The organism is Acinetobacter sp. WU_MDCI_Abxe161, from assembly GCF_025514355.1.
GTDB lineage: Bacteria > Pseudomonadota > Gammaproteobacteria > Pseudomonadales > Moraxellaceae > Acinetobacter > Acinetobacter pittii_E.
In genome coordinates this window covers 205,086-228,488 of the sequence record NZ_JAHPTU010000006.1, presented here as the reverse complement: position 1 = coordinate 228,488, position 23,403 = coordinate 205,086, and the positions used below count along the sequence as shown (strand labels likewise).

The 23,403-nt window shown below is 41.4% G+C and carries 25 protein-coding genes; 11 read left to right on the top strand and 14 right to left on the bottom strand.

Annotated features, from left to right (window positions below; translation table 11 throughout):
• Nucleotides 1-14 precede the first annotated feature (14 nt).
• Nucleotides 15-638, bottom strand: a complete 624-nt coding sequence (locus KTI78_RS09435) for a TetR/AcrR family transcriptional regulator (RefSeq protein ID WP_224992241.1) — start codon at nt 636-638, stop codon at nt 15-17.
• 149 nt (nt 639-787) lie between these two features.
• Here KTI78_RS09435 and KTI78_RS09430 point away from each other — a divergent pair, with 149 nt between their 5' ends.
• From KTI78_RS09430 to dnaJ, 4 genes are all read left to right on the top strand, one after another.
• Nucleotides 788-1,894, top strand: coding sequence for an efflux RND transporter periplasmic adaptor subunit (locus KTI78_RS09430; protein ID WP_262445900.1), 1,107 nt, complete (start codon nt 788-790; stop codon nt 1,892-1,894).
• Nucleotides 1,891-5,016 (top strand): efflux RND transporter permease subunit, encoded by a 3,126-nt coding sequence (locus tag KTI78_RS09425; RefSeq protein WP_262445899.1) that lies wholly within the window; start codon nt 1,891-1,893, stop codon nt 5,014-5,016. The genes KTI78_RS09430 and KTI78_RS09425 overlap by 4 nt, the downstream gene beginning before the upstream one ends.
• Before the next feature lie 139 nt (nt 5,017-5,155).
• Nucleotides 5,156-5,533, top strand: a complete 378-nt coding sequence (locus tag KTI78_RS09420; RefSeq protein ID WP_004790237.1) for a hypothetical protein — start codon at nt 5,156-5,158, stop codon at nt 5,531-5,533.
• A 103-nt stretch (nt 5,534-5,636) separates the two neighbouring features.
• Nucleotides 5,637-6,749 carry a molecular chaperone DnaJ gene (gene dnaJ / locus KTI78_RS09415; RefSeq protein ID WP_002119101.1) on the top strand — a complete coding sequence of 371 codons (1,113 nt, stop codon included), beginning with the start codon at nt 5,637-5,639 and terminating at the stop codon, nt 6,747-6,749.
• 114 nt (nt 6,750-6,863) lie between these two features.
• On the opposite strand, the gene KTI78_RS09410 is transcribed toward dnaJ, so the two are convergent.
• Entirely contained in the window at nt 6,864-7,226 is a 363-nt protein-coding gene (locus KTI78_RS09410; RefSeq protein ID WP_262445898.1) for a hypothetical protein, read from the bottom strand.
• Between the two features lie 185 nt (nt 7,227-7,411).
• Between KTI78_RS09410 and dapB the strand changes: the two genes are divergently transcribed.
• Together dapB and KTI78_RS09400 are read left to right on the top strand one after the other, a co-directional pair.
• A complete protein-coding gene (dapB, locus tag KTI78_RS09405; RefSeq protein WP_262445897.1) occupies nt 7,412-8,233 on the top strand; it encodes a 4-hydroxy-tetrahydrodipicolinate reductase in 822 nt (273 codons plus the stop codon).
• Between the two features lie 50 nt (nt 8,234-8,283).
• Entirely contained in the window at nt 8,284-8,937 is a 654-nt protein-coding gene (locus KTI78_RS09400; protein ID WP_224992237.1) for an START domain-containing protein, read from the top strand.
• A 41-nt stretch (nt 8,938-8,978) separates the two neighbouring features.
• Here the strand turns inward: KTI78_RS09400 and KTI78_RS09395 are convergent, their stop codons facing one another.
• The gene (locus KTI78_RS09395) at nt 8,979-10,169 is read right to left on the bottom strand and encodes an MFS transporter (RefSeq protein ID WP_016142662.1); all 1,191 of its coding nucleotides are present in this window, start codon (nt 10,167-10,169) and stop codon (nt 8,979-8,981) included.
• A 4-nt stretch (nt 10,170-10,173) separates the two neighbouring features.
• The gene (gene dkgB / locus KTI78_RS09390) at nt 10,174-10,977 is read right to left on the bottom strand and encodes a 2,5-didehydrogluconate reductase DkgB (RefSeq protein WP_262445896.1); all 804 of its coding nucleotides are present in this window, start codon (nt 10,975-10,977) and stop codon (nt 10,174-10,176) included.
• Nucleotides 10,978-11,097: 120 nt separating this feature from the next.
• Here dkgB and KTI78_RS09385 point away from each other — a divergent pair, with 120 nt between their 5' ends.
• Nucleotides 11,098-12,000 (top strand): LysR family transcriptional regulator, encoded by a 903-nt coding sequence (locus KTI78_RS09385; protein WP_262445895.1) that lies wholly within the window; start codon nt 11,098-11,100, stop codon nt 11,998-12,000.
• Here KTI78_RS09385 and KTI78_RS09380 read toward each other — a convergent pair.
• Nucleotides 11,984-12,358, bottom strand: a complete 375-nt coding sequence (locus KTI78_RS09380) for a hypothetical protein (RefSeq protein ID WP_262445893.1) — start codon at nt 12,356-12,358, stop codon at nt 11,984-11,986. The genes KTI78_RS09385 and KTI78_RS09380 overlap by 17 nt on opposite strands.
• 90 nt (nt 12,359-12,448) lie before the next feature.
• Here KTI78_RS09380 and KTI78_RS09370 point away from each other — a divergent pair, with 90 nt between their 5' ends.
• Nucleotides 12,449-13,873 (top strand): PLP-dependent aminotransferase family protein, encoded by a 1,425-nt coding sequence (locus KTI78_RS09370; protein ID WP_262445892.1) that lies wholly within the window; start codon nt 12,449-12,451, stop codon nt 13,871-13,873.
• A 2-nt stretch (nt 13,874-13,875) separates the two neighbouring features.
• Here KTI78_RS09370 and KTI78_RS09365 read toward each other — a convergent pair whose 3' ends face one another.
• From KTI78_RS09365 to KTI78_RS09330, 8 genes are all read right to left on the bottom strand, one after another.
• The gene (locus tag KTI78_RS09365; RefSeq protein ID WP_262445891.1) at nt 13,876-14,904 is read right to left on the bottom strand and encodes an NAD(P)-dependent alcohol dehydrogenase; all 1,029 of its coding nucleotides are present in this window, start codon (nt 14,902-14,904) and stop codon (nt 13,876-13,878) included.
• A 38-nt stretch (nt 14,905-14,942) separates the two neighbouring features.
• Nucleotides 14,943-15,503: a DNA-3-methyladenine glycosylase I gene (locus KTI78_RS09360; RefSeq protein WP_045434035.1), complete on the bottom strand. Its 561-nt coding sequence runs from the start codon at nt 15,501-15,503 to the stop codon at nt 14,943-14,945.
• Nucleotides 15,504-15,533: 30 nt separating this feature from the next.
• Entirely contained in the window at nt 15,534-15,779 is a 246-nt protein-coding gene (locus KTI78_RS09355) for a hypothetical protein (RefSeq protein WP_262445890.1), read from the bottom strand.
• 9 nt (nt 15,780-15,788) lie between these two features.
• A complete protein-coding gene (locus tag KTI78_RS09350) occupies nt 15,789-16,325 on the bottom strand; it encodes a M23 family metallopeptidase (RefSeq protein WP_262445889.1) in 537 nt (178 codons plus the stop codon).
• A gap of 47 nt (nt 16,326-16,372) precedes the next feature.
• Nucleotides 16,373-17,407, bottom strand: a complete 1,035-nt coding sequence (gene mutY / locus KTI78_RS09345; RefSeq protein ID WP_262445888.1) for an A/G-specific adenine glycosylase — start codon at nt 17,405-17,407, stop codon at nt 16,373-16,375.
• A gap of 143 nt (nt 17,408-17,550) precedes the next feature.
• Entirely contained in the window at nt 17,551-17,913 is a 363-nt protein-coding gene (locus KTI78_RS09340) for an HIT family protein (protein ID WP_005037836.1), read from the bottom strand.
• Between the two features lie 184 nt (nt 17,914-18,097).
• Nucleotides 18,098-18,835, bottom strand: coding sequence for a dienelactone hydrolase family protein (locus tag KTI78_RS09335; RefSeq protein WP_080028042.1), 738 nt, complete (start codon nt 18,833-18,835; stop codon nt 18,098-18,100).
• 173 nt (nt 18,836-19,008) lie between these two features.
• Nucleotides 19,009-19,167: a DUF1328 domain-containing protein gene (locus tag KTI78_RS09330; RefSeq protein ID WP_000490267.1), complete on the bottom strand. Its 159-nt coding sequence runs from the start codon at nt 19,165-19,167 to the stop codon at nt 19,009-19,011.
• Nucleotides 19,168-19,362: 195 nt separating this feature from the next.
• Here KTI78_RS09330 and KTI78_RS09325 point away from each other — a divergent pair, with 195 nt between their 5' ends.
• The 3 genes from KTI78_RS09325 (at nt 19,363) to KTI78_RS09315 (ending at nt 22,474) form a co-directional block, all read left to right on the top strand.
• Nucleotides 19,363-19,821 carry a YcgN family cysteine cluster protein gene (locus KTI78_RS09325; RefSeq protein ID WP_262445886.1) on the top strand — a complete coding sequence of 153 codons (459 nt, stop codon included), beginning with the start codon at nt 19,363-19,365 and terminating at the stop codon, nt 19,819-19,821.
• 112 nt (nt 19,822-19,933) lie between these two features.
• On the top strand, nt 19,934-21,103 hold the full coding sequence (locus KTI78_RS09320; RefSeq protein ID WP_262445918.1) for a PQQ-dependent sugar dehydrogenase: 1,170 nt from the start codon (nt 19,934-19,936) through the stop codon (nt 21,101-21,103).
• A 105-nt stretch (nt 21,104-21,208) separates the two neighbouring features.
• Nucleotides 21,209-22,474, top strand: a complete 1,266-nt coding sequence (locus tag KTI78_RS09315; RefSeq protein WP_262445885.1) for a replication-associated recombination protein A — start codon at nt 21,209-21,211, stop codon at nt 22,472-22,474.
• Nucleotides 22,475-22,501: 27 nt separating this feature from the next.
• Here KTI78_RS09315 and KTI78_RS09310 read toward each other — a convergent pair whose 3' ends face one another.
• Nucleotides 22,502-23,353, bottom strand: a complete 852-nt coding sequence (locus KTI78_RS09310; protein WP_262445884.1) for a formate/nitrite transporter family protein — start codon at nt 23,351-23,353, stop codon at nt 22,502-22,504.
• Nucleotides 23,354-23,403: the final 50 nt, after the last annotated feature.

Below are 23,403 nucleotides of genomic sequence, written 5' to 3'. Positions count from 1 at the left end.
AATCGGACTTTGGTTTAATTCTGGTATTTGAGCAAGAATAAATGAATTGCATCTTGAATAATTTGTTCAAGCTCGTGCGCATTGGGTACAGCAATGATCCCCAGTAAAACCTTCTGGTGACGTACACCAAGCAATAAGGACAAAAGAAGCTCGGTTTGATAGGTTGGGTCATCGGTTTGAATAAAACCTAATTGAGCTGCTTTTTGCAAAAACTCAGTTAACTGATTTTGCAGTCGCGTATGTGATGCATCAAAAAACTGTAGGGCGAGTGGACTTTGTTCTGCTGCAAGTTCAAATAAAACATGTTCAAGTTTAAGTGCCTCAGGTGAGTAAATAATTTGCAAGGCGCGTGAACACACAATAAAGAGGGCTTGATAAAAATCTGCCGATGCATCTAATTCAAATTGTTTAGTACACAGTGTCTCTTCACAGGTTTCTGTAATCGCACAGATAAACAAGTTGGCTTTGTCTTGAAAGTGGTTATAGACCGTCAGTTTAGTTACACCTGCTTCCTGTGCAATCTGGTTCATGCTGGTACCGTGATAGCCAGATTTCAAAAAAATAGCTTTAGCGGCTTGTAAGATACGAGCACGTTTTTCTAGATCTTTCGGGCGTCCACTTTGATTAACTGTTTGCACAAAATCCTCTAAATAATAATTTTAAAAATAAACACTTACATGTTTTTCTTTAATTAATGTACCAATGGGTATATTAATTAAAAAATAAACGAACTATGATGCAAGCATATTGTGCCTTAAAAAATCAGTTTGAATAAGAGCGATAAGATATGAATGTGTTAAAACCTCTCATCATGAGTATGGTGATTGTTTGTATGGTCACATTAATGGGGTGTAGTGAAGAGACTCCAAAAGCAGAAGAAATACCCTATGTGATGGTGGCACAGCCCTTAACCACACTTAATGAACAAAAAAGCTATGCAGGGGATGTTCAAGCGAGACAACAAACGGCTTTAGCATTTCGGGTAGGTGGACAAGTTACGGCTCGTTACGTGGATGTAGGCGACCGGGTTAAAGTAGGACAAGTATTAGCAAAGCTTGATGTGGCAGATGCTCAGCTACAATTAAATGCTGCTAAAGCTCAGCTAGACAATGCACAGGCTTCAGCAAAAACGGCAGCAGATGAACTTAAACGCTTTCAGCAATTACTCCCGATTAACGCTGTAAGCCGTTCGCAATATGACACTGTAAAAAATCAATATGACGCAGCACAAGCAGCCTTACAGCAAGCTCGTTCTAACTATGAAGTTTCTGCCAACCAAACAGGTTATAACCAACTTGTTTCTAACAAAAATGGTGTTATTACTGCGCGAAACATAGAAATTGGACAAGTGGTGGCAGCAGGACAAGCTGCTTATCAACTTGCTATTGATGGTGAACGTGAAGTTGTCATTGGTGTACCAGAACAAGCGGTTAGCGAGATTAAAGTTGGCCAATCTGCTTGGATTACCTTGTGGTCTAAACCGAATGAAAAATTTGCCGGATATGTTCGCGAAGTTTCTCCTGCAGCGGACCAGTCCCGTACTTTTACAGTTAAGGTAGCACTCAAAGAAGGCCAGTCTGCTATTCAGCTTGGACAAAGTGCACGCGTATTTTTTAGTTCGACTCAAACCAACGTGATGAGCGTACCACTTTCGAGTGTTTCAGCAACAGATAACCAGCCTTATGTGTGGGTGGTTAATGCAAATCAAACTTTACGTAAAGTACCTGTAACGATTGGTGCATATGGCAAAGATAGCGTACCTATTTTAACTGGTTTAGCTCCAAATGATTGGGTTGTGATTGGCGGCGTACATCTGCTACGTGATAAACAGAAGATTCACCCGATTGACCGTGAAAACCGTGCGGTGAAAATTCAGGGAGTGAAACAGCCATGAAATTCAATCTCTCGGAGTGGGCATTAAAAAATAAAGGTCTGGTCCTTTATTTTATGCTCTTGCTTGGCATTATCGGCGCGATCTCTTATTCAAAACTCTCACAAAGTGAAGACCCGCCATTTACCTTTAAAGTCATGGTTGTACAAACCTACTGGCCGGGGGCAACTGCGAAAGAAGTTTCAACGCTGGTGACTGACCGTATCGAAAAGGAACTCATGACAACAGGGCAGTATGACAAGATTATGGCTTACTCCCGTCCGGGTGAGTCAATGGTCACATTCGTTGCCAAGGATTCACTGACTTCTGACAAGATTCCTGATGTTTGGTACAACGTTCGTAAGAAGGTGAATGACATTCGCCATGAACTACCAAATGGTGTACAAGGTCCATTTTTCAATGACGAATTTGGAGACACTTTCGGTAATATTTATGTTCTAACAGGCAAAGACTTTGACTATGCGCTTTTAAAAGAATATGCAGATCGTTTGCAATTACAGCTTCAAAGAGTCAAGGATGTGAGTAAGGTCGAATTGATTGGACTACAAGATCAAAAAATCTGGATTGAGATTTCTAACACTAAAGCGGTACAGCTTGGAATTCCGGTTACAGCAATTCAAGAAGCCTTACAAAAGCAAAATAGTATGGCAAGTGCTGGCTTTTTTGAAACGGGTACAGACCGTATTCAAATTAGGGTAAGTGGGCATTTACAAGATATTGAGGAAATTAAAAAAACACCTTTGTTGGTTGGTGATAAAACCATTCAACTGGGTGACGTTGCGGATGTCTATCGTGGTTTTAGCCAACCTGCTCAACCACGTATGCGTTTTATGGGTGAAAATGGTATTGGTATTGCCCTATCCATGCGTAAGGGCGGTGACATTATTGCCTTAGGTAAAAATCTGGAAACAGAGTTTGCCCAACTGCAAAAGACCCTACCTCTAGGTATGAAACTGCAAAAAGTTTCCGACCAACCTGTAGCAGTACAACGTAGTATTCATGAGTTTGTGAAGGTACTCGCTGAGGCAGTCATTATTGTCTTGTTAGTGAGTTTTTTCTCTTTAGGATTCCGTACGGGACTGGTTGTCGCTTTTTCTATTCCTTTAGTTTTAGCAATGACCTTTGCGGGTATGAATCTATTCGATGTCGGACTGCATAAGATTTCACTCGGTGCCTTGATTCTAGCGCTAGGTTTATTAGTCGATGATGCCATTATTGCTGTCGAGATGATGGCAATTAAGATGGAGCAGGGCTATAGCCGAATTAAAGCCGCCGGATTTGCATGGAAAACCACAGCATTTCCAATGCTCACCGGAACACTCATTACTGCGGCGGGTTTTTTACCTATTGCGACAGCTCAATCTGGTACAGGTGAATACACTCGCTCTATTTTTCAGGTGGTAACAATTGCCTTATTGGTCTCTTGGGTGGCAGCGGTTTTATTTGTGCCTTATTTAGGTGAAAAGCTATTACCCGATTTTACCAAAACAGGCCATCAGGCACCTTGGTATGTTCGCCTATGGGCAAGATTAACTAAAAAGCCGCAACCGCAAACTGTGGCCATTTCTCAGGACCATCACTACGATCCTTATCAATCTAGCTTCTATCTACGTTTTAGAAAGATGGTCGAGTTTTGTGTAACCTACCGTAAAACTGTAATTGCGACTACGGTGGGTATTTTTGTGCTATCTGTACTGATGTTTAAACTGGTTCCGCAACAGTTTTTCCCACCTTCGAACCGTGCCGAAATTCTGGTCGATTTAAAACTTGAAGAAGGTGCTTCTTTAACAGCAACAGAACAAGCTGTAAAAAAAGTTGAAAACTTCCTGTTTAAACAAAAAGGGATTGATAACTATGTGGCGTATGTCGGTACAGGTTCACCACGTTTTTATTTACCGTTAGACCAGCAATTACCGCAAGCCAGCTTTGCACAGTTTGTTGTGCTCGCATCATCGCTTGATGATCGTGATGAAATTCGACGTTCGTTGGACACACAAATTAAGCAATTACTTCCGCAAGTTCGTACTCGCGTGTCATTACTAGAAAATGGCCCGCCTGTTGGTTATCCATTGCAATATCGTGTGTCAGGAGAAGATTTAAATCTGGTGCGTAAAGAGGCGCAGCAGGTCGCTAAGGTGATGAGTGAAAACCCGAATACCACTAATGTACACTTAGATTGGGGTGAGCCAAGTAAGATCATTTCCATTCAGATTGACCAAGACCGTGCTCGACAAATGGGCGTATCGAGTCTGGATTTAGCGAACTTCATTAATGCATCAATTACGGGTAGTGCGATTGAGCAATATCGTGAAAAGCGTGAACTCATTGAAATCCGTTTACGTGGAGATCAGGCAGAGCGCGTTGAAGTGGCTTCATTGGCAAGCTTAGCTGTACCTACAAACAATGGAACGACAGTACCTTTAGCCCAAATTGCAAAAATTGAGTATAAGTTTGAAGATGGTTTGATCTGGCATCGTAACCGTTTACCGACGATTACAGTTCGCGCAGATATTCGTACCAATTTACAGCCTGCTACCGTTGTGGGTGAGTTAGCTGAATCAATGGATAAGTTACGCGCTGAATTGCCAAGTGGCTATCTGATTGAAGTGGGTGGAACTGTAGAAGAATCTGCACGTGGGCAAAATTCCGTTAATGCGGGTATGCCGCTCTTCTTGGCTGTGGTCATGACATTACTTATGATTCAGCTCAAAAGCTTATCTCGCGCGACCATCGTGTTGTTAACAGCTCCATTAGGTTTAATTGGTGTAGTTTTATTTTTACTGTTATTTAACAAACCATTTGGCTTTGTGGCGATGTTGGGCACAATTGCACTCTCTGGCATGATCATGCGTAACTCGCTTATTTTGATTGATCAAATTGAACAAGATAGGCAAGCAGGTCATCCAACTTGGGAAGCGATTATTGAAGCGACAGTGCGTCGATTCCGTCCAATTATTTTGACTGCTTTAGCTGCGGTTCTGGCCATGATTCCACTTTCACGGAGTATTTTCTTTGGTCCGATGGCAGTTGCGATCATGGGCGGCTTGATTGTTGCCACCTTACTGACATTATTTTTCCTACCTGCACTGTATGCAGCGTGGTTTAAGGTGAAAAAAACCGCATAAAATACATAAATTTTTTGTGAATAAAGGTGCGAAATATTGAAAACTCCAATATAGTAGCACCTGTCTTTACACAAAAAATACAGGAATATTTCACTGCATAAAAAATAGGCAAAATGCAGTGAATTGAGGTGAAATACAGATGGGGCAAGACCATATCGAACAGCATCGCCGTTATATAGTAATTTCTTATGCGTTCATGTTTCTTGCATTGTTTACGGTTATTTTTGCGGCCTTTGCTTATTTGGTCGCTCGTAAAGTAGCAGTGGTAGATAATGCTGAAGTTTGGATTCATGCGCATGCACTATGGATTATGCGCAACGGGATTCTATTTCTTTGTATGGCAATTTTTGCTGTGGTCTGGTTTATTCCGCTCTTCTTCTTTGCATGGGACAGTAATCTTTGGGTCACAGCCTCTACAGTTGCTGGTGTAGTTTTTAGCGCTATCGCGTGGTTATTTCTATTAAATGCATGGTTAAAAGGCTTGTCTAAATATTTAAAAAATAAGGCAGTTTTTTAATATATCTATTTTTTGAACATTTTCCCCTTGTAAATTCGGCTAAAGTCCCCCATTTAGTCGGCAATAGAGTATTGATAAAATTCCGTGAGGAGCACCGCCAAAAATGGCTAAACGTGATTATTATGAGGTTTTAGGCGTTTCAAAAACCGCAAGTGATGATGAGATCAAAAAAGCCTACCGTAAATTGGCGATGAAATATCATCCTGATAGAAACCCTGACAATGCCGAAGCTGAAGAGAAATTTAAAGAAGCTGCTGAAGCTTATGAAGTTTTATCGGACAGTGAAAAGCGTAGCATGTACGATCGCATGGGTCATAATGCGTTCGAAGGCGGCTTTGGCGGCGGCGGTGGTGGCTTCGGTGGATTTAGTGCCGAAGACATTTTCAGTCAGTTCGGTGATATCTTCGGTGGTGCATTCGGTGGTGGCGGACGTCAACAACGTCAACGTCGCGGATCAGATTTACGCTATGTAATGGAACTTACCCTTGAAGAAGCTGTAAAAGGGGTGAAAAAAACCATTACCTTTACTGCTCCTGCACCATGTGATGTGTGTGATGGTAAAGGCTCTAAAAATCCAAAAGATGTTGAAACCTGTAAAACTTGTCATGGTTCAGGACAAGTACGTATGCAACAAGGTTTCTTCTCTGTACAACAAACATGTGGTACTTGTCGTGGTCAAGGTAAAATTATTAAAAACCCTTGTCAGGCATGTCATGGTTCAGGTGTGGCTGACCGTCAACAAACGTTGGAAGTTACCATTCCAGCGGGTGTAGATAATGGTGACCGCGTTCGTTTGAGTGGTAAAGGCGAAGCAATTCGTGATGGCCAATCAGGTGACTTGTACGTTGAAGTTGTAGTTCGTGAACACGAAATTTTCCAACGTGACGGTGCAGATCTTTATATGGACGTACCAGTAAGCATTGCTGATGCTGCACTTGGTAAAGAAATTGAAATTCCAACTTTGGAAGGTCGCGTTAGCTTGAAGATTCCTGAGGGAACTCAAACAGGTAAATTATTCCGCTTACGTGGCAAAGGCGTTCGTCCAGTACGTAGCAGCATGGTGGGTGATTTACTCTGCCGTATTGTGGTCGAGACTCCAGTCAACCTAAATTCTCGTCAACGTGAATTACTTAAAGAGTTACAAGCTTCTTTTGATGGCGAAGACAGTGCTTCTTCACCGAAGAAAAAATCATTCTTTGATCGTTTGTTCGATTAATGCTTGATTAGACAAGAAATTAAAAAGAAGGCGGATATTGATAAAATATCCGCCTTTTTATTGCGCTGATCTATCTTATTATTTTTATTCTGCTTAAAAGAAAATGACTACTGCTTACTCTGTAGGGTGAGCTACATCAATATCATTAACACTTACAGTCGGTTCGCTAGAAGCAAGAATAGGAGTATTTTCGATCACTGGTGCGGCTACTGCTTCTGCCTGTACAGCTACTTTCGGTGCTTCTGCTGTTGTTTCGCCAATAATCGGGTCAATATCTTCAACTTTAACGTCAGCATTGTTATCGGTTGTCACGCTTGTTTGAGCTATAGGTGTTGCTGTTTGAGTATTTACGTTTGTTGTAATACGTGTTTTAGATAAGCTTTCTAATGTGTCTCCTGGCTGGATTGCTGGCTCTGCAAATGCCATTGAACTCATTATCCCCATCATCGCTGTAAATCCAATAATTTTCGAATGCATTTTGAACTCCTTTATCGTCATCTTTTTCTCATTCGTGGCTCCGTAGTGTGCCGATCAATTCTTTAACTTTTGTGAAAACAGATTAAATTTCAGTTCATCTCAAAAAATAATTTTTACTTTTTATCGGGAGCAAAGAGTTTTGATATAGTAGACAAATTACGTAAAACAGAAGATTGAGAAGGATTATGTCAGCAGCTCCACGCATTGGTATTTTAGGTGCAGGCGGTCGTATGGGCCGTACGCTTATTCAAGCAGTTCAACAAGCAGGCTATCAATTAGCCGCTGCAGTAGAGCGTCCGGAAAGTAGTTTGGTGGGCACTGATGCAGGTGAGCTTGCTGGCATTGGTTCAGTGGGTGTGAAGGTTTCAGGAAACTTGGTAGATGTTTTGAAAGACTGCGATGTAATCATTGATTTTACCGCACCAGTTGCAACTGCTCAGCACTTAAAGCTTTGCCGTGAAGCTGGGGTTGCCATGGTTATTGGTACAACAGGTATGTCAGATGAGCAAAAAGCTGAGTTAGACGAAGTTGCTACTCATACACCTGTGGTTTACGCTGCGAATTATTCGGTGGGTGTAAATGTATCAATCAAGTTACTTGAGCTTGCAGCAAAAGTATTTGGCGATACAGTAGATATTGAAGTCATTGAAGCTCATCACCGTCATAAAGTAGATGCGCCATCAGGTACAGCGTTAATGATGGGTGAGGCAATTGCAGATACTTTAGGCCGTAACCTAAAAGAAGTTGCTGTATATGGTCGTGAAGGGCATACAGGCCCACGTGATCGTCAAACGATTGGTTTTGAAACTATTCGTGGTGGTGATATTGTTGGCGAACACACGGTTATGTTCATTGGTGAAGGTGAGCGCGTTGAAGTGACTCATAAAGCAACTAACCGCATGAATTTTGCTGCTGGTGCAGTGCGAGCTGCGGCTTGGGTTGTGGGTCGTGAAGCGCGTAAATATGATATGAAAGATGTTTTAGGATTGAACGACGTACAGGTTTAAAACCCTGTACGCATTCCATGTGTAGCGAGAAAAACAAGATAGAGCAGAACATGAATAAAAAACAAATTGCCTTGACCACTCTTCTTTGCTTGAGCAGCCTCTGGACGGGGGCTGCTTCTACAGAAAAAGCTAAATTAAGCTTAAATCGCAATAATATTAAAGTCTGGACTTATCAAAAGCCCGATAATCCAGTCTTTCAATATAAAGCAGAAACCACATTTGATGTACCACTTGAACGCGCTGTCGCTGTGATTTTAGATGTAAATCGTGCTGACCAGTGGGTGCCTTATATGGGCAAAGTTCAGATGTTGTCTCAAGATGAGAAAAAAGGTGAATTCACGCTATATATGGTGTTGGATTTTCCGTTTCCTTTAAAAGATCGTGATGTGGTTGTAAAAGGAAAAATGAGCAAAGCCGCAAATGGCATTGTGACAATTAAAAATACTGCGATTAGCGGAAATTATCCGATACAACCCGATGTAGTGCGTTTGACACATTATGAAGGGGACTGGACATTCCAGAAAGTTGCAAATAATAAGGTGAAAGTAACCACCAGTGGTTATGCAGATCCTGCTGGTTCAATTCCATTGAGCTTTGTGAATATGTTTGTTCAACAACAGCCTTACCAGATGCTACTTAAAATGAAGCGGGAAGTGATGAGTCCGATTTATGAACAACCAAAATTACCAGAAATCTTAAAATAAATAACTTAAAAAAAGCGCCTGATTTCAGGCGCTTTTCTTTATTAATCTGAACACTGCTGCAATGTTTGGACGGGACTACTTTCGCGTTTGATTTGGAATAAAACCAATAACAAACCTAACCCAGCCAACAATGCACCAGCAAATGATACTGCGCTATAACCCCAACCTAAATCGAGTACTAACGCTCCTGCTGCGGCACCGACTGCATTACCTAAGTTAAACGCACCGATATTTACTGAAGATGCAAGTCCAGGTGCTTCATGAGCGACTGACATGACACGCATTTGCAAAGGTGGTACTAAAGCAAAGGTTGCTGCACCCCAGATGACTAATGCAATGGCTGCTCCAATCTGGCTTTGTGCAAGGATGGGGAAAGTCACCATCATGATAATCAACAGAACCAAGAAGCCAATCAAAGTTTTGTTGATGGATAAGTCTGCAAAGCGACCGCCTAAATGGTTACCAATCGAGAAACCGACACCAATCAACACCAACATAAAAGTAATAAAGGTCGGTGAAGCATGGGTAAACTCAGTCAAGCTTGGCGCAATATAGGTATAAAGCGTAAACATTGCACCTGCACCGAGTACGGTGGTGAGTAGCGCAAGAACCACAGGAGTACGCGTTAACACCTTCAACTCAGCTTTCACATTTGGCTTTTGGGCAACCATGCCTGATGGCAGGGCTTTCCATAAAGCGAGCATCGTAATCACACCAAGCAAGGAAATCGCAAGGAAAGACATACGCCAGCCAATGTTTTGCCCAACCCATGTTGCCAACGGTACACCACCAATGTTGGCAATGGTTAAGCCCATAAACATGGTCGCTACAGCGCTGGCCTGTTTATGTGCGGGCACAATGCTTGCTGCCACAACAGAGCCAATTCCGAAGAAAGCACCATGATTCAGGCTTGTGATGAGACGCGCCCCTAATAAGCTCATATAGCTTGGTGAAAATGCTGCGATCAGGTTACCTATCGTAAAGATCGCCATGAGGAAAATAAGCGCATTACGTCGTGCAAAACCACCAAACCAGAGGGTCATGAAAGGTGCACCGAGCATGACGCCAAGTGCATAACCTGTAATTAACATTCCGGCCGTTGGAATTGAAATCCCTAAATCATGAGCGATATTTGGCAACAATCCCATTGGTGAGAATTCAGTAGTGCCAATGGCAAAGGCACCAATTGCCAATGCCAATAACGAGAACGCCGTATTTGATTGAGTGTTCATGAGTTTAGTCCCAAACTGGTGCCCATGGTTCTGGGCTAACTTCACGACTGTTACGATCAAGTCCGGCAATCATTTGCATTTCAGCTGAAGTTAACTCGATATCCTGTGCTTTTAAATTACTGATCAGGTTTTCACGTTTAGTCGAAGATGGAATAACTGCAAAACCACGTTGCAATGCCCATGCCAGTGCAATTTGCGCTGTCGTTGCTTGATGAGCTGCTGCAATTTCAGCTAAAACAGGGTCTTGAAGCACTTTACCGTACGCAAGCGTCATATATGAAGTGACATCAATATTCTTCTCTTGTAAGAAATTCACAAGTTTATGGTTTTGAAGATAAGGGCTCAGCTCAATCTGGTTGGTTGCAATATGCTCTGCACCAATTATGTCAATCGCTTGTTGGGTAAGCTCAATATTGAAATTTGAAATACCAATTTGTTTGGTAAGACCTTGTTGTTTCGCTTCAAGTAACAGTTGCATGATTTCAGGAATTGAAACGCCTAAATCTGGGGCTGGCCAGTGAATCAAAGTGAGGTCGACATGGTCAGTACGAAGCTTTTCCAAGCTCTCTTTTAAGCTCGGAATAAACTTATCTTGAGCAAAATTATCTACCCAGATTTTTGTAGTTAAAAATAAGTCCTGACGTGACACGCCACTTTCAGCAATAGCTTGACCAATCGCCGCTTCATTGTCATAAATTTGAGCCGTATCAATTGCACGATAACCTACATCTAGTGCATTTTTAACAGAATCAATCACCGCTTGTTCTTTAAGACGGAAAGTTCCTAGACCAAAACGAGGGATATTCATGTGTTCACCTGAATTTAAATAATTGTTTAACTTGAGGTGCATTTTGCTTTTTTTATTGTTGCGAAAAAATAGATGAATAAGCAAAATATCTTTGATCATTAGTCAATAATGGAATAAGACATGAAATCAACAATTGAAGAACTGGTTGCCTTTATCACAATTGTTGATACAGGTTCATTTGTAGCGGCAGCAGAACATCTAAAACAAACACCTTCAGGGGTTAGCCGATCTTTAACACGTTTGGAAGCAAAACTTGATGTGACTTTGCTGGAGCGAACGACACGTAAATTAAAGCTCACGCAAGAAGGGCAACAGTTTCTGGTCAAGGCTCGTAAAATTTTAAATGAGTTAAATGCGGCCGAAGAAGAATTACAAAAGTCTGATCAAGGTACTGCCGGTCTTATTCGTGTTGATTCTGCCACACCATTTGTTTTACATGTCATTGCGCCATTAATGCATAAGTTCCGCGAGTGTTATCCTGATATTGAAATTGAACTCAATAGTAATGATCAGGTGATTGATCTCTTGCAGCATAAAACCGATGTCGCATTTCGATTTGGGGAACTTAATGATTCAAGTCTTCATGCCAAATTAGTGTGTAAAAGTCGTTTATATATTGTGGCAAGTCCTGACTATTTAGCGATTAAGGGAACACCGACACAACCTGAACAACTCGAACAACATGATCTGATCGGTTTTACTAGACCTTCATATATCAATAGTTGGCCAATTAAAGTCGGCGATGAATATTTTTTTGCACAATCAAAAATTAAAGCTTCTAGTGGAGAGACGGTACGTCAACTCACCATTAGAGGACATGGTATTGCACGGCTATCTGAATTTGAAGTTTGGAAAGATATTGAAGAAGGACGCTTGATTGCATTATTCGAAGACCAAATTGAGCATCAATATCAAAGCATCCATGCTGTGTATTATCAACAAGAGCATCTACCAAAACGAATCCGTTTATTCATTGAGTTTTTGGCAGAACAGTTAAAAGATGGTTTTAAAAACGCTCTCTAAAAGTAGCATAGCCATCAGTTGGAAAATGAACCTCTAGAAGTGGAGTGGTTTGTCCTTCTGATGAATGCTGGGCCAGAAAATAGCTTTTTTGCTGTTGGCGGCAACTAAAATATAATTTGGAATAGGCCGAGTTCACCATCACAACTTCATTTGAGCTATTACGCTTATATTGATAATGAGAAATCGTACTGGCTTCATCATCAGTGCGCTGCTCCAATTTGTAGTCTTGTTGATTGGTTATTTTTAAATAACCCTCAATCAGACTTTGGCAAACGGTATGTCTGTGCTGCTCATTTTTTGGTTGTGGTTGGCAACCTGCTAAAACAATAGTAAATGACAATATAGCTTTTAATTTCATGATCTTGCTACTCTTTGAGTTGATTTCTATAGCGTAAAGGTGTTCTATAAACCAGTACAGATACAGAAATTTTTAAAAAAGCAGCACAGAATGACTTTCCAATATCAGGTTCTTGCCAATCAATTAGCACATCGAATTTATCAAGATGAGCTCAAGCCTCATCAAAAGCTGATTTCGTTACGAGATTTCGCTCGTCAGCACACTATTAGCTTAAGCACGGCAAAAAGTTGTTATGAATTGCTCGAGGCGAGGGGGCTCATTTATGTAAAGCCGAAATCGGGTTACTTTGTGGTTGCCAGAACCCAATCTAGTCCTATTCCTGATAGCCCCGATTTTTTGTCTTTACCTCGGCAAGTCTCAAATCTGGAGTTGCATAACCAAATTCAAGAAGCCGCCTTACAAAGCCATCTGGTACCATTAGGCTCGATTCAGTTAACGCCTCATTTTATTCCGGTGGAAGGCTTACGCCGTTCTATTCAACGTGCTTTAAAAAATTGTCAGCCACAAGACTTTCTCTACTGTAATAAACAAGGACATGAGCAATTAAGAAAAGCGCTTTCTGATCATTGGCGCGAAGATGGCATTTTCATTGCAGCAGAAGATATTTTCATTACCAATGGTTGTATACCTGCTTTGTCGTTAGTCATTCAGCATCTAACAGAAGTAGGGGATAGTATTTTGATCCCGACGCCTACTTTTAATGGGCAGCTACAGCTTTTAGCCAGTTTAAAACGGCAGATTATTGAAATTCCAGCGCATCATCGAGGTATTGATCTTGAACGTTTAGAATCATTGATGCAGCAGGGTTTGGCTAAGGTTTGTCTCATGACTGCCAATTATCAAAACCCTTTAGGATATTGTTTAAGTAATTCAGAAAAACAAAAGATTGCTGAATTAGCTGCAAAGTATCAGTGCTTTATTATTGAAGACGATATTTTTGGTGAATGTGGTTACAGTAATGAACGCCCACTACCGATTCGCTATTGGGACCGTGAAGGCTATGTCATTTGGTGTGGGTCGGTTTCTAAGTCGCTGTCGAGCGCGTATCGGGTAGGGTGGTTTTGTTTAAGTGCAAAGCTACAGCATTTAAGACTTGAGCTACTGGCAAGTAATATTGGGGTAAATACACCGCTACAATTAGGTCTGGCAGATTTTATTTATAGCCGTGGTTATCGAGAGCATTTAGAGCAGCTACGGCCAAATCTGATGCGGCAAGTTGAGCAATATCGCAGTTGTATTTTAAGAGCCTTTGACGGCCTTCCAATCGCATTGAGTCAGCCAGAAGGGGGCTATGCACTCTGGATACAGTTACCTAAGGGCATTGATACATTAGCGTTGTATTACACTGCAAAAGCCCAAGGAATTACTGTGGTTCCCGGTCATGTTTTTGGTGAAGATGAACGTTATCGGCATTTCATTCGGTTAAACGCGGGTCATGAATTAACAGCAGATGTCCGCCAAGCAATTAGTGACTTGGCGGAATGGTCGCGACAACAGATGAAAACAGTAAATTAGTTTTATTCTGCAAAGTCTGCTTTAAGCACAATTCGATAACGTGCCTGACCTGAGTGTAAACGTTCAATTGCTTCATTAAGCTCGGACATTGCAAACAGCTCAATTTGAGGGGCAATTTTTTTGCGTGCAGCAAACTTTAAAAGTTGACGCAGTGCAGCAGGTGAACCGGTAGGTGAGCCTGTCACTGACTTGGCACCGTCAATAAGTGATCCGACAGAAACTGGAACAGGTTCAAGGGTAAGTCCCAAGAAGTGCAAAGAACCATTCGGTGCTAGCGTAGAAATGAAAGCGCGCCAATTTAAGGTCACATTCACGGTACTCAGCAATAAATCAAATTTACCTTTTTGTGCTTTTACCGCGTCTGTGTCGCGGCTATTCACCACATGATCGGCGCCCATTGCTTTGAGCTCTTCCGTTTTATCAGGATTAGAACTGAATGCCGTGATTTCACAGCCCCAAGCTTTAAGTAGCTTAATGGCCATATGACCTAAACCGCCAATGCCAATTACACCTACATGGTGTGTTGCCTGAATTTTGTGTTTGAGTAGTGGATCAAAAACGGTAATCCCACCACAAAGTAAAGGCCCTGCACTTTCTGGGTCTAAATCATCGGGAAGGGGAATAATCCACTGCCAACCTGCACGTACTTTATCGGCAAAACCACCAGCATGCCCCACGATTGTTGCTACATTTTCACCCGTACAAAGGACTTGCTGACCACCAATACATTCATCACATGCTTGGCAGCTCTCAGCGGTCCAGCCAATACCGACACGTTGCCCGATTTGTAGACCTTTGGCTTCTGAGCCTAAAGCAACAATTCGTCCAATAATTTCATGCCCTGCAACCACAGGGTACACAGTTGAACGCCACTCATTGTTCAAAACAGAAATATCAGAATGGCATAAACCACAGTATTCAACTTTTACTTCAACCTGATGCGGTTGTAACTCACCTGCATCAAATTGGTAAGGAACCAGTTTTTCACCTGCCTGCATAGCAGCATAAGCTTGAATTGTATTATTGCTCATCGGAAACTCCTTAAGCGGGTTTGATCCGTTATGGTGGGTTATGAAGCTTTAAACTGACAATTGTTTTCATGATCATTGACCATGCCTACTGCTTGCATAAAAGCATAACAGGTGGTTGGGCCAACGAATTTGAAGCCATTCTTTTTAAGAGTTTTGGAAAGTTTTACGCTGAGTTCGGTTTGTGCTGGTGCCTGACGATAATCTACAACATCGTTTTGTTGTGGGGCCGCATCTACAAATTGCCAAAGCCATGTAGTGACATCACCGACTTGTGCTTTGAGTGCTTGCCAAGCAATTGCATTATCACGAATTGCTTTAAGTTTGCCTAAGTGGCGAATTAAACCCGCATCGGATAATTTTAGTTCTAAAAAGTCATCTGTGAATGAGGCAATATCTGCAATTGGGTGATTAAAGAAGTGCTCTCGGTAACTTTCTCTTTTTTTGAGTACGGTAATCCAAGATAATCCTGCTTGCTGACCTTCCAGACAAAGCATCTCAAATAATCGTGCTTCATCATGTTCTGGTTTACCCCATTCTTCATCATGATAGGCAATATAGAGGGGATCATTGGAACACCATCCGCAGCGTTGAGTTTTCATGATGATGCTCCTTATATTTATCTTAGAATTTTAAAGTTTAAATAACACCCATTCATTTGGGCGCGTATCCCAATAATACAGTTCAGCTTGAGTTAAGTCTTCAAACTTTAGCCAAAAGTCTTTGCCCAATTTATCTGAAAAACCAGTACTGATTAGCAGGGCATCGTCGCTGATTTCCATGATCCAGCCTTGATAGCTATTGCCATTTAAAATGATCTTTTGCTGATTGCCTGACTCGGCAAACTCTACTAAGCGATTGATCAGCGCTTCCGACATACAATGTTCCTAGCGTAAATAAGAATAAGGGTTAATAGCACCACGTCCTTTACCATCTAGATAAAGACCATAATGCAAATGAGGTGAAGTATAACGTGCATTGCCCGTGTTGCCGACATAGCCGATCAGATCCCCTTTTTTGACATAGTCACCGACATTTAGTCCACGTTTGTGCCCATCAAGATGAGCATAATAATGCCATGTTCCTGCTGGACCTAAAATCCAGATGACTTTACCACCGAGATTATTATTGCGCAGATCTGCAACAAGCCCTTCGGTTGCACTGTACACTTTGGTTCCACGTGGAGCCAAAATATCAATTCCTTCATGACTACGGCCCTGACTGCGTGCAGCTCCCCACGTATCTTTTAACTCATCTCGGTCGACACCTTTTACAGGCACAGGAAGTCGATTTGCAAGTTGCATACTTTTAAGCTTGCTGACTTGATCGGGTGAGAGTGGGGCTGGTTTTTTAGGTGCACTGGCACAGGCAGCCAAGAGAATAATTAAAAAGCTAAGTGAGAAATGAGAAACAAAACGTCGCACAAAATACTCCCTGTCACTGCCATATCAAAATTATTTTACTCAATATGTCATGAACGGCTTGTCGAGATCAATTTTTTCATTGCTGTTGGAACGCCCTTGGCAACAGCTTGTTCTGGACTAAGCCATTGTCCTTCGAGTTCAATTGCCAGATGTTCTTTTTGATCAGGTTCCACGTGGAACGTGTGGGCATTAAGTAACCATGTAAAATGAGTGAAACTATGACTGATCTGAAAGGTTTGCGGTTGAGGTTGCAATTTAAATTGCTGACTTAAGCTAAGACGTTCGTGTTCAATTTCTAAAATGGGTAAACAGAATAAACCACCCCATAAACCATGAGATTGTCGTTGTTGCCAGAACCATTCATCTTCACACTGAATGATAAGAACATCTGCTGTTCTAACGGGTGGTGTTTTTTTAGGTTTTTTAAATGGGAGTTCTTGTTCTAGGCCTTGTTGGTAAGCTTGGCAGTGAGCTTGCATTGGGCAATATAAACAAAGAGGCTTTTTAGGCGTACAGATGGTTGCACCCAAGTCCATAATTGCTTGAGTGTAATCATGGTTACGCTGGGTTGGGCAAAGCGCTTCAGCTAGTTTCCACATTTCACGTTCATGTTGGGGTTTACTTAAATCATCCTCAATAGCAAAGAAACGGGCTAAGACACGTTTCACGTTGCCATCCATAATGACCCCGTACTGACGTAAACCCAAAGACATGAGCGCACCTGCGGTAGAGGGACCGATGCCAGGTAGTGCAATCCATTCTTCTAGCGTTTCAGGAAACTTACCCTGCTGCATTACAAGACCTGCGGCCTTGTGCAAATTACGAGCTCGAGCGTAATAACCCAGACCTGCCCAATAAGGTGCTACTTCATCCCAAGTTGCATGACCTAAAGCTTCTACAGTCGGGAAGCGCTCCATAAAGCGGTCGAAATATTGCAGAACTGTTTTAACTTGAGTCTGCTGCAACATAATTTCAGAAACCCAAACTTTGTATGGATCATCTGCGACTTGCCACGGCAAATCATGACGACCATGTTGATCGAACCAGTTTAAGAGGGCATCAGAAAAAGAAAAGTCGGGCATGAACAGCTAAAGAAGAAAAGTAAGAGTTAAATTATAGCTGAAATTTGTGGGGAGATTTTGTTTAAAGCAGGTGAAGTACAAGTACCAGTTAAAACAGAGATGACCTTAAAAAGCGTGATCTCTGTTTCAATAATAAAAAAGGATTAATCCTTTTGTACACCCCAACGCTGATCAAGTTTCAACGGCTGGTTTTTGTAGTACGGAATGACATGAATGTGGAAATGATCTGAATTTTGTCCGAACACTTCACCATCATTGAAGCTAATATGGAAACCGTCTGGTTGATGGCGAAGCTGCGTTTCGTGGCGTGCAATTTCAAGAAGTGTAAGCAGGCCTTGATGCTCTTTAGACGTGATGTCAAAAAAAGAACGAACATGGCGTAGTGGTGTTACTACACAGTGACCTTTAGACAACGGATTAGAATCAGGTAAAATTACAGCAAATTCATTCTTATCAATGATGTCATATTCATCAAATTCGCAATACGGACATTTCTTGTCAGTCATTGTTGTATCCTCTCATGTTATTCCATTAAACCCCGAGTGCGGGAAATAAGACTAGGCTTTGCTCTAGCTCAACGGGAGTATAGTTATTGAAGTATGGTTTAAAAAATACAGTAAAAATATTGCAAAGTCATAAACATTTAAGGGAGCAAATGCAAATAAACAATTTGCTCCAAATTCGCTTCTTTTATTTTAAAGTACGTTCTAATAAAGCGTACATTTTAGCAAGGCCTTGTTTTTCCGCTTCGCTATTGTAGCCAAGGTCTACACCGTTCGCTTTAGCTCTTTCATCTGCAAGCGGGTTACTAAAGCCATGTTTAGCACCTTCTAAAACCACTACCTCGTGTTTCACCTCAGCAGCTTGCATCTCTTTTTCAAAATTAGCAACATCTTCTAAGGTGACCATACTGTCTAATTCACCATGAAGAACTAAAATTTCACCTTGAATGTTGCCTTTTTGAGCAGGTGCCTTAGGTGTTAGCGTGCCATGGAAGGTTGCAACTGCTTTTAGGGGAGCACCTGAGCGAGCAAGGTCTAATACCACTTTCCCGCCATAACAAAAGCCAACAGCTGCAAGTTTTTCACCGTTTACTTCTGGTTGGGCTGCAAGAGTCTGAAGTCCAGCATTTGCACGAGTAGTGACAGTGTCTAATTCTTCAAATGTCTGCATCATCCATTCATAGGCTTGAGCTGCAGTAGTTGTGACTTTTTTATCACCATACATGTCAATTGCAAGCGCAGCATAACCATGTTCAGCAAGCTCACGCGCACGTTGTTCGGTATATTCGTTACGGCCCCACCATTCAGGAGCAACAATCACACCCGCAACAGGTGTTTCACTATCTGGAGCAGCAAAGTAACCAATTAAATGGCTGCCATCTGGTGCAGTATATTGAATTTCACGGGTTTTAATTGCTGTACTCATAACCTTAATCCTGAAATTTAAAGAGATTTAAACACGCTTGATTAAAGCACAAAAAAATAAAGTAATATAAATAACTATGTAAGAATCTACATCAAAAGAAAAAGTTAGAAAATTTTTGCAATAAAAAAAGAAGGAAACTGGTTCCTTCTTTTTTATATATGGTCATGATTAAATTAAGTCCTGCCTCGCGAAATGAACCCAATTACAGCAAGAATTACAGCTATAACTAATAAAATCACGGCAAAGTCTTTAGATAACCCTGCAACACCACCAAACCCTAATAGACTGGCAATGAGTGCAATCACTGCAAAAATTATTGCCCAACGGAACATATGCTGTCCTCCTACTTATTTTTCATTGTCCTTTAACTATATAGGGTGTTTTTTGCACCGAATGTGTCGTTTATGTGGTTGAAATGTATATTAAACAATCATTTTGTGATGTTAGGAATACAGCTTCTTTTTTCGTACAGATCACTTCAATGCTATACTTAGATACTGTTTTATCTCATCTGCTGCTAAAAAATTATGCCTACCGAGACCTCACTTCGTCCATTGTTTTGGAAAAATTACACGCTTGAGCAACTGACTCAAATTGAGTGGGAGGCTTTATGTGACGGGTGTGGTTTATGTTGTCTGGTAAAGCTAGAAGATGAAGATACCCATGAGGTGGCTTATACCAAAGTGGCTTGTAAGTTACTTGATTGCAGTACCGGTCGTTGCTCGGACTATTCTAATCGTCAACAACAAGTACCTGACTGTTTGCAATTAACGGTAGAGTCTTTAAAAACAATTCACTGGTTGCCATCAAGCTGTGCCTATAAACGCTTGAATGAAGGTAAAAATTTACCTTCTTGGCACTATTTAAATACGGGTTCTCGACAAAGCGTGATGAATGCGAAAAAGTCGGTTGCAGGACGTTGTATTTCTGAAATTGATGTCCATGAAGATGATCTTGAAGATTACGTTGTACGTTGGGTACGTTAAGCAGATCTGCATAAGCATTTTTAATTACAGCGTATAATAAAGTAACACTTTTATCGTAAATTTTTTGCTCATCTCCGTTATATAACAATAAAAACAAAAGGAGATAAAAATGATGAGACGACTAGCAGCCCCGTTATTATGTAGTAGCTTTTTTTTGTTAATGGCTTGTGGTTCTAATAATACCAATTCAAAAAATCTTGAACAAAACACCTCTGCTAAAACAGAACAATCTAATTCAGTCAAACAATCTTATCAGGTTGAAACAGTTGCACATTTTGATGAACCTTGGGCAATAACAAGTTTGCCAGATCAGCGTTTATTAGTGACGGAGCGCCAAGGTAAATTAAAAATTTTTAATCCTAAAAATAAACAGATGTTGGATGTTTCAGGAGTACCTCCAGTGAGTTATGGCGGACAAGGTGGTTTGGGTGATGTAGTTTTACATCCCAACTTTGCGAAGAACCACTGGATTTATCTGAGTTATGCAACAAAAGGGCAAGGTGGGTATGGTGCAGCCATCTCACGAGCGAAATTAGATTTGTCCAACCCCAATCAACCTAAACTTACAGATGTGAAGCAGATTTGGCAGCAAGTACCCAAAGTTTCAGGTCAAGGCCATTATGGGCATCGCATGGTTTTCGGGGCCGATGGAAAACTTTGGGTGAGTTCAGGGGAACGACAAAAATTTGACCCTGCCCAAAACATGAAAAGTAACTTGGGTAAAATCTTGCGTTTAAATGATGACGGCTCGGCATCTGTAGGTAACCCTTTTTATCAGCAAGGCGGGGTAACTGCTGAAATATGGTCGCTTGGACACCGTAATCCGTTAGGAATGACATTTGACCCTCAAGGGCAACTATGGGTGGTTGAAATGGGCCCGAAAGGTGGTGATGAGCTTAATATTATTACCAAAGGTGAAAATTATGGTTATCCAATCGTTTCAAATGGAGATCATTATTCAGGTCTGCCAATTCCAGATCATCACACTCGCCCAGAATTTAAAGCACCTGAAATTGACTGGACTCCTGTAATCTCTCCGTCGAGTTTGATCATTTATCGCGGACAACAATTTCCGGCATGGCAAAATAAGGCTTTAATTGGAGGCTTATCTTCCGAAGCGATTATTGTTGTGGATTTACAGCATAAACCTGTGAAAGAAGTGCAAAGACTAGATATGAAGCAACGTATTCGTGGTTTGCATGAAGCACAAGATGGTTCGATTTGGGTCATTGAAGATGGTTCAAAGGCACGCTTACTTAAGCTGACTAAGAAAGCATCTTAAGGTGATAAAACCGCCTGTAAATAAAGGCCGTGTCTCATAGATTCAAATTGTAGATTTCTGTGAGACACAATAGACTATAGATAAAAGACGATAAAGCTATTTGAAATGTCAGACACCCATATTCCACTTCCCGAACGCCTACGCCCGAGAGACTTGTCTGAAATTATTGGGCAAGATCATTTATTAGGTGAGAATGCACCACTGCGTCAAATGATTGATCAGGGTCATTTACCTTCTATTATTTTTTGGGGGCCACCGGGAGTTGGTAAAACCACAATTGCTTTGCTGTTAGCTCAGGCGATAGACCGCCCATTTGTGAGCTTATCTGCGCTGAATACGGGTGTAAAAGAATTACGTGAAGTCATTGCAGAAAGTGGTGATTTACTAACACCTGTGGTTTTTATTGATGAAATTCATCGTTTTAATAAATCACAGCAAGATGCTTTATTGGGTGCAGTTGAAAAAGGTAAAATTACCTTAGTTGGAGCGACCACCGAAAACCCGTCTTTTGAGGTGAATAGTGCGCTTTTATCACGCTGTCAGGTTTATACCTTAAACAGTTTAGACAGTGAAGCGGTCCAGACTCTCATTAATAATGCACTTCAAGCCGATAAATTTTTAAAAGAACGCTATATTCATATTGAAGAATACGATGCTCTCATTCAATTCGCTGCTGGTGATGCCCGTAAAGCGCTTAATTTACTTGATCTGATTGCCAGTACATTTGAACCAGAGATTGAAAATACCATTACTAATGCGGTTGTGGTGAAAGTAGCACAGCAAAATATTGCACGTTATGACAAATCTGGGGAACAGCATTACGATTTAGTTTCTGCCTTCATTAAATCGATTCGGGGCAGTGATCCAGATGCAACCCTGTATTGGATGGCGCGTATGCTCAAAGGCGGGGAAGATCCGGTTTTTATTGCAAGACGTATGCTCATCGCAGCTTCTGAAGACATTGGAAATTCTAACCCAAATGCATTATTACTTGCTGGTGAGTGCTTTCGTTCAGTACAAGCTGTGGGTATGCCTGAAGCTCGAATTATTCTGGGCCAAACGGCGGTTTATTTAGCGACAAGTGCAAAAAGTAATAGTACCTATTTAGCGATTAATAAGGCCTTGGAACTTGCTGATAAGACTGCAAATTTACCTGTGCCTTTACACTTAAGAAATGCACCAACCAAGCTTATGAAACAGCAGGGTTATGGAATTAATTATCTCTATCCTCACGATTATCCTGAGCACTTTGTGCTGCAAGACTATTTGCCGCCTGAGTTAAAGGGAACCAAACTCTACGAGTCTGCGAGAAACAAGCGTGAAGTTGAAGGTGAGCGCTTGCAACAACGTAGATGGCAGCAAGAACAGTAATAACCTATTCGTTTTATCAAGCTACACCTAACGATGATCATGCTGTTCCAGCTCTTCAGTTACCTGACCATAAATCAGTAGCGTGAACACGCCTGTACCACCAATAATATTACCAATGGTGGTTGGGACTAGAAAAGTAAACAGATATTCCTTAATGGAAGCCTCTCCTTGCCAGACGAGATAGGACATTTCGGTAGAGCCAACTACTACATGGGTAAAGTCACCTAGTCCTATCAGATAAGTCATGAAAAAGATGAGCAGGAACTTATTGCTGACTGAAGGCAGCATCCAGACCAATGCTGCAATTAACAGCCCTGACATAATACCTTTAAGCATATTCTGGGTCGCAGTAAAGGAACCTACATGATGGGCTAGCTCATCGAGTGCTTGGTCAATACCGGGAGTAAACAGGTGAGTAGTGAGGAAAAATAAACTCGCTAAACCTGTTCCAATCACATTGCATAGAATCACAATCCCCCATAAGCGGCCTACTGCTCGTAATTTATCGAAGGTAAAGGGCTTGAATAAAGGTACAACTGTGGTGATGGTATTCTCGGTAAAGAGCTGCATGTGACCCAAAATTGCGATCAGGAACCCAATGGTATAACCGATATTGGTGATTAAATCGGTCCAGATAGCATCAGTCGGGAGATAAGAAGCAATAATCGCTTTAAATACAAATGAAAAACTGATGACCAAACCTGCGGCAATTCCTGAAAAGATCAGCGCAGCCGTCGGGCGATCCAGTTCCTCGGCACCATCACGACGGATAATTTCATAGACCAGACGGGGTGACAGCTTCTCATGTTCTTCAACCGCTATTTTTTCACGCCAGCTTAAGGTTTTCTCGACCTTTTTTTCCTCTATTTCGTGATCCATCAGGTTTACTCCTCACTGAATAAATTTCTTATATTTATAGTTTTATTTAT

Bases quoted from the DNA above. Each gene is read 5' to 3' on its own strand.
- KTI78_RS09430 (WP_262445900.1), top strand. From the start codon at position 788: ATGAATGTGTTAAAACCTCTCATCATGAGTATGGTGATTGTTTGTATG.
- KTI78_RS09425 (WP_262445899.1), top strand. From the start codon at position 1,891: ATGAAATTCAATCTCTCGGAGTGGGCATTAAAAAATAAAGGTCTGGTC.
- KTI78_RS09420 (WP_004790237.1), top strand. From the start codon at position 5,156: ATGGGGCAAGACCATATCGAACAGCATCGCCGTTATATAGTAATTTCT.
- dnaJ (WP_002119101.1), top strand. From the start codon at position 5,637: ATGGCTAAACGTGATTATTATGAGGTTTTAGGCGTTTCAAAAACCGCA.
- KTI78_RS09410 (WP_262445898.1), bottom strand. From the start codon at position 7,226: ATGCATTCGAAAATTATTGGATTTACAGCGATGATGGGGATAATGAGT.
- dapB (WP_262445897.1), top strand. From the start codon at position 7,412: ATGTCAGCAGCTCCACGCATTGGTATTTTAGGTGCAGGCGGTCGTATG.
- KTI78_RS09400 (WP_224992237.1), top strand. From the start codon at position 8,284: ATGAATAAAAAACAAATTGCCTTGACCACTCTTCTTTGCTTGAGCAGC.
- KTI78_RS09395 (WP_016142662.1), bottom strand. From the start codon at position 10,169: ATGAACACTCAATCAAATACGGCGTTCTCGTTATTGGCATTGGCAATT.
- dkgB (WP_262445896.1), bottom strand. From the start codon at position 10,977: ATGAATATCCCTCGTTTTGGTCTAGGAACTTTCCGTCTTAAAGAACAA.
- KTI78_RS09385 (WP_262445895.1), top strand. From the start codon at position 11,098: ATGAAATCAACAATTGAAGAACTGGTTGCCTTTATCACAATTGTTGAT.
- KTI78_RS09380 (WP_262445893.1), bottom strand. From the start codon at position 12,358: ATGAAATTAAAAGCTATATTGTCATTTACTATTGTTTTAGCAGGTTGC.
- KTI78_RS09370 (WP_262445892.1), top strand. From the start codon at position 12,449: ATGACTTTCCAATATCAGGTTCTTGCCAATCAATTAGCACATCGAATT.
- KTI78_RS09365 (WP_262445891.1), bottom strand. From the start codon at position 14,904: ATGAGCAATAATACAATTCAAGCTTATGCTGCTATGCAGGCAGGTGAA.
- KTI78_RS09360 (WP_045434035.1), bottom strand. From the start codon at position 15,503: ATGAAAACTCAACGCTGCGGATGGTGTTCCAATGATCCCCTCTATATT.
- KTI78_RS09355 (WP_262445890.1), bottom strand. From the start codon at position 15,779: ATGTCGGAAGCGCTGATCAATCGCTTAGTAGAGTTTGCCGAGTCAGGC.
- mutY (WP_262445888.1), bottom strand. From the start codon at position 17,407: ATGCCCGACTTTTCTTTTTCTGATGCCCTCTTAAACTGGTTCGATCAA.
- KTI78_RS09340 (WP_005037836.1), bottom strand. From the start codon at position 17,913: ATGACTGACAAGAAATGTCCGTATTGCGAATTTGATGAATATGACATC.
- KTI78_RS09335 (WP_080028042.1), bottom strand. From the start codon at position 18,835: ATGAGTACAGCAATTAAAACCCGTGAAATTCAATATACTGCACCAGAT.
- KTI78_RS09330 (WP_000490267.1), bottom strand. From the start codon at position 19,167: ATGTTCCGTTGGGCAATAATTTTTGCAGTGATTGCACTCATTGCCAGT.
- KTI78_RS09325 (WP_262445886.1), top strand. From the start codon at position 19,363: ATGCCTACCGAGACCTCACTTCGTCCATTGTTTTGGAAAAATTACACG.
- KTI78_RS09320 (WP_262445918.1), top strand. From the start codon at position 19,934: ATGAGACGACTAGCAGCCCCGTTATTATGTAGTAGCTTTTTTTTGTTA.
- KTI78_RS09315 (WP_262445885.1), top strand. From the start codon at position 21,209: ATGTCAGACACCCATATTCCACTTCCCGAACGCCTACGCCCGAGAGAC.
- KTI78_RS09310 (WP_262445884.1), bottom strand. From the start codon at position 23,353: ATGGATCACGAAATAGAGGAAAAAAAGGTCGAGAAAACCTTAAGCTGG.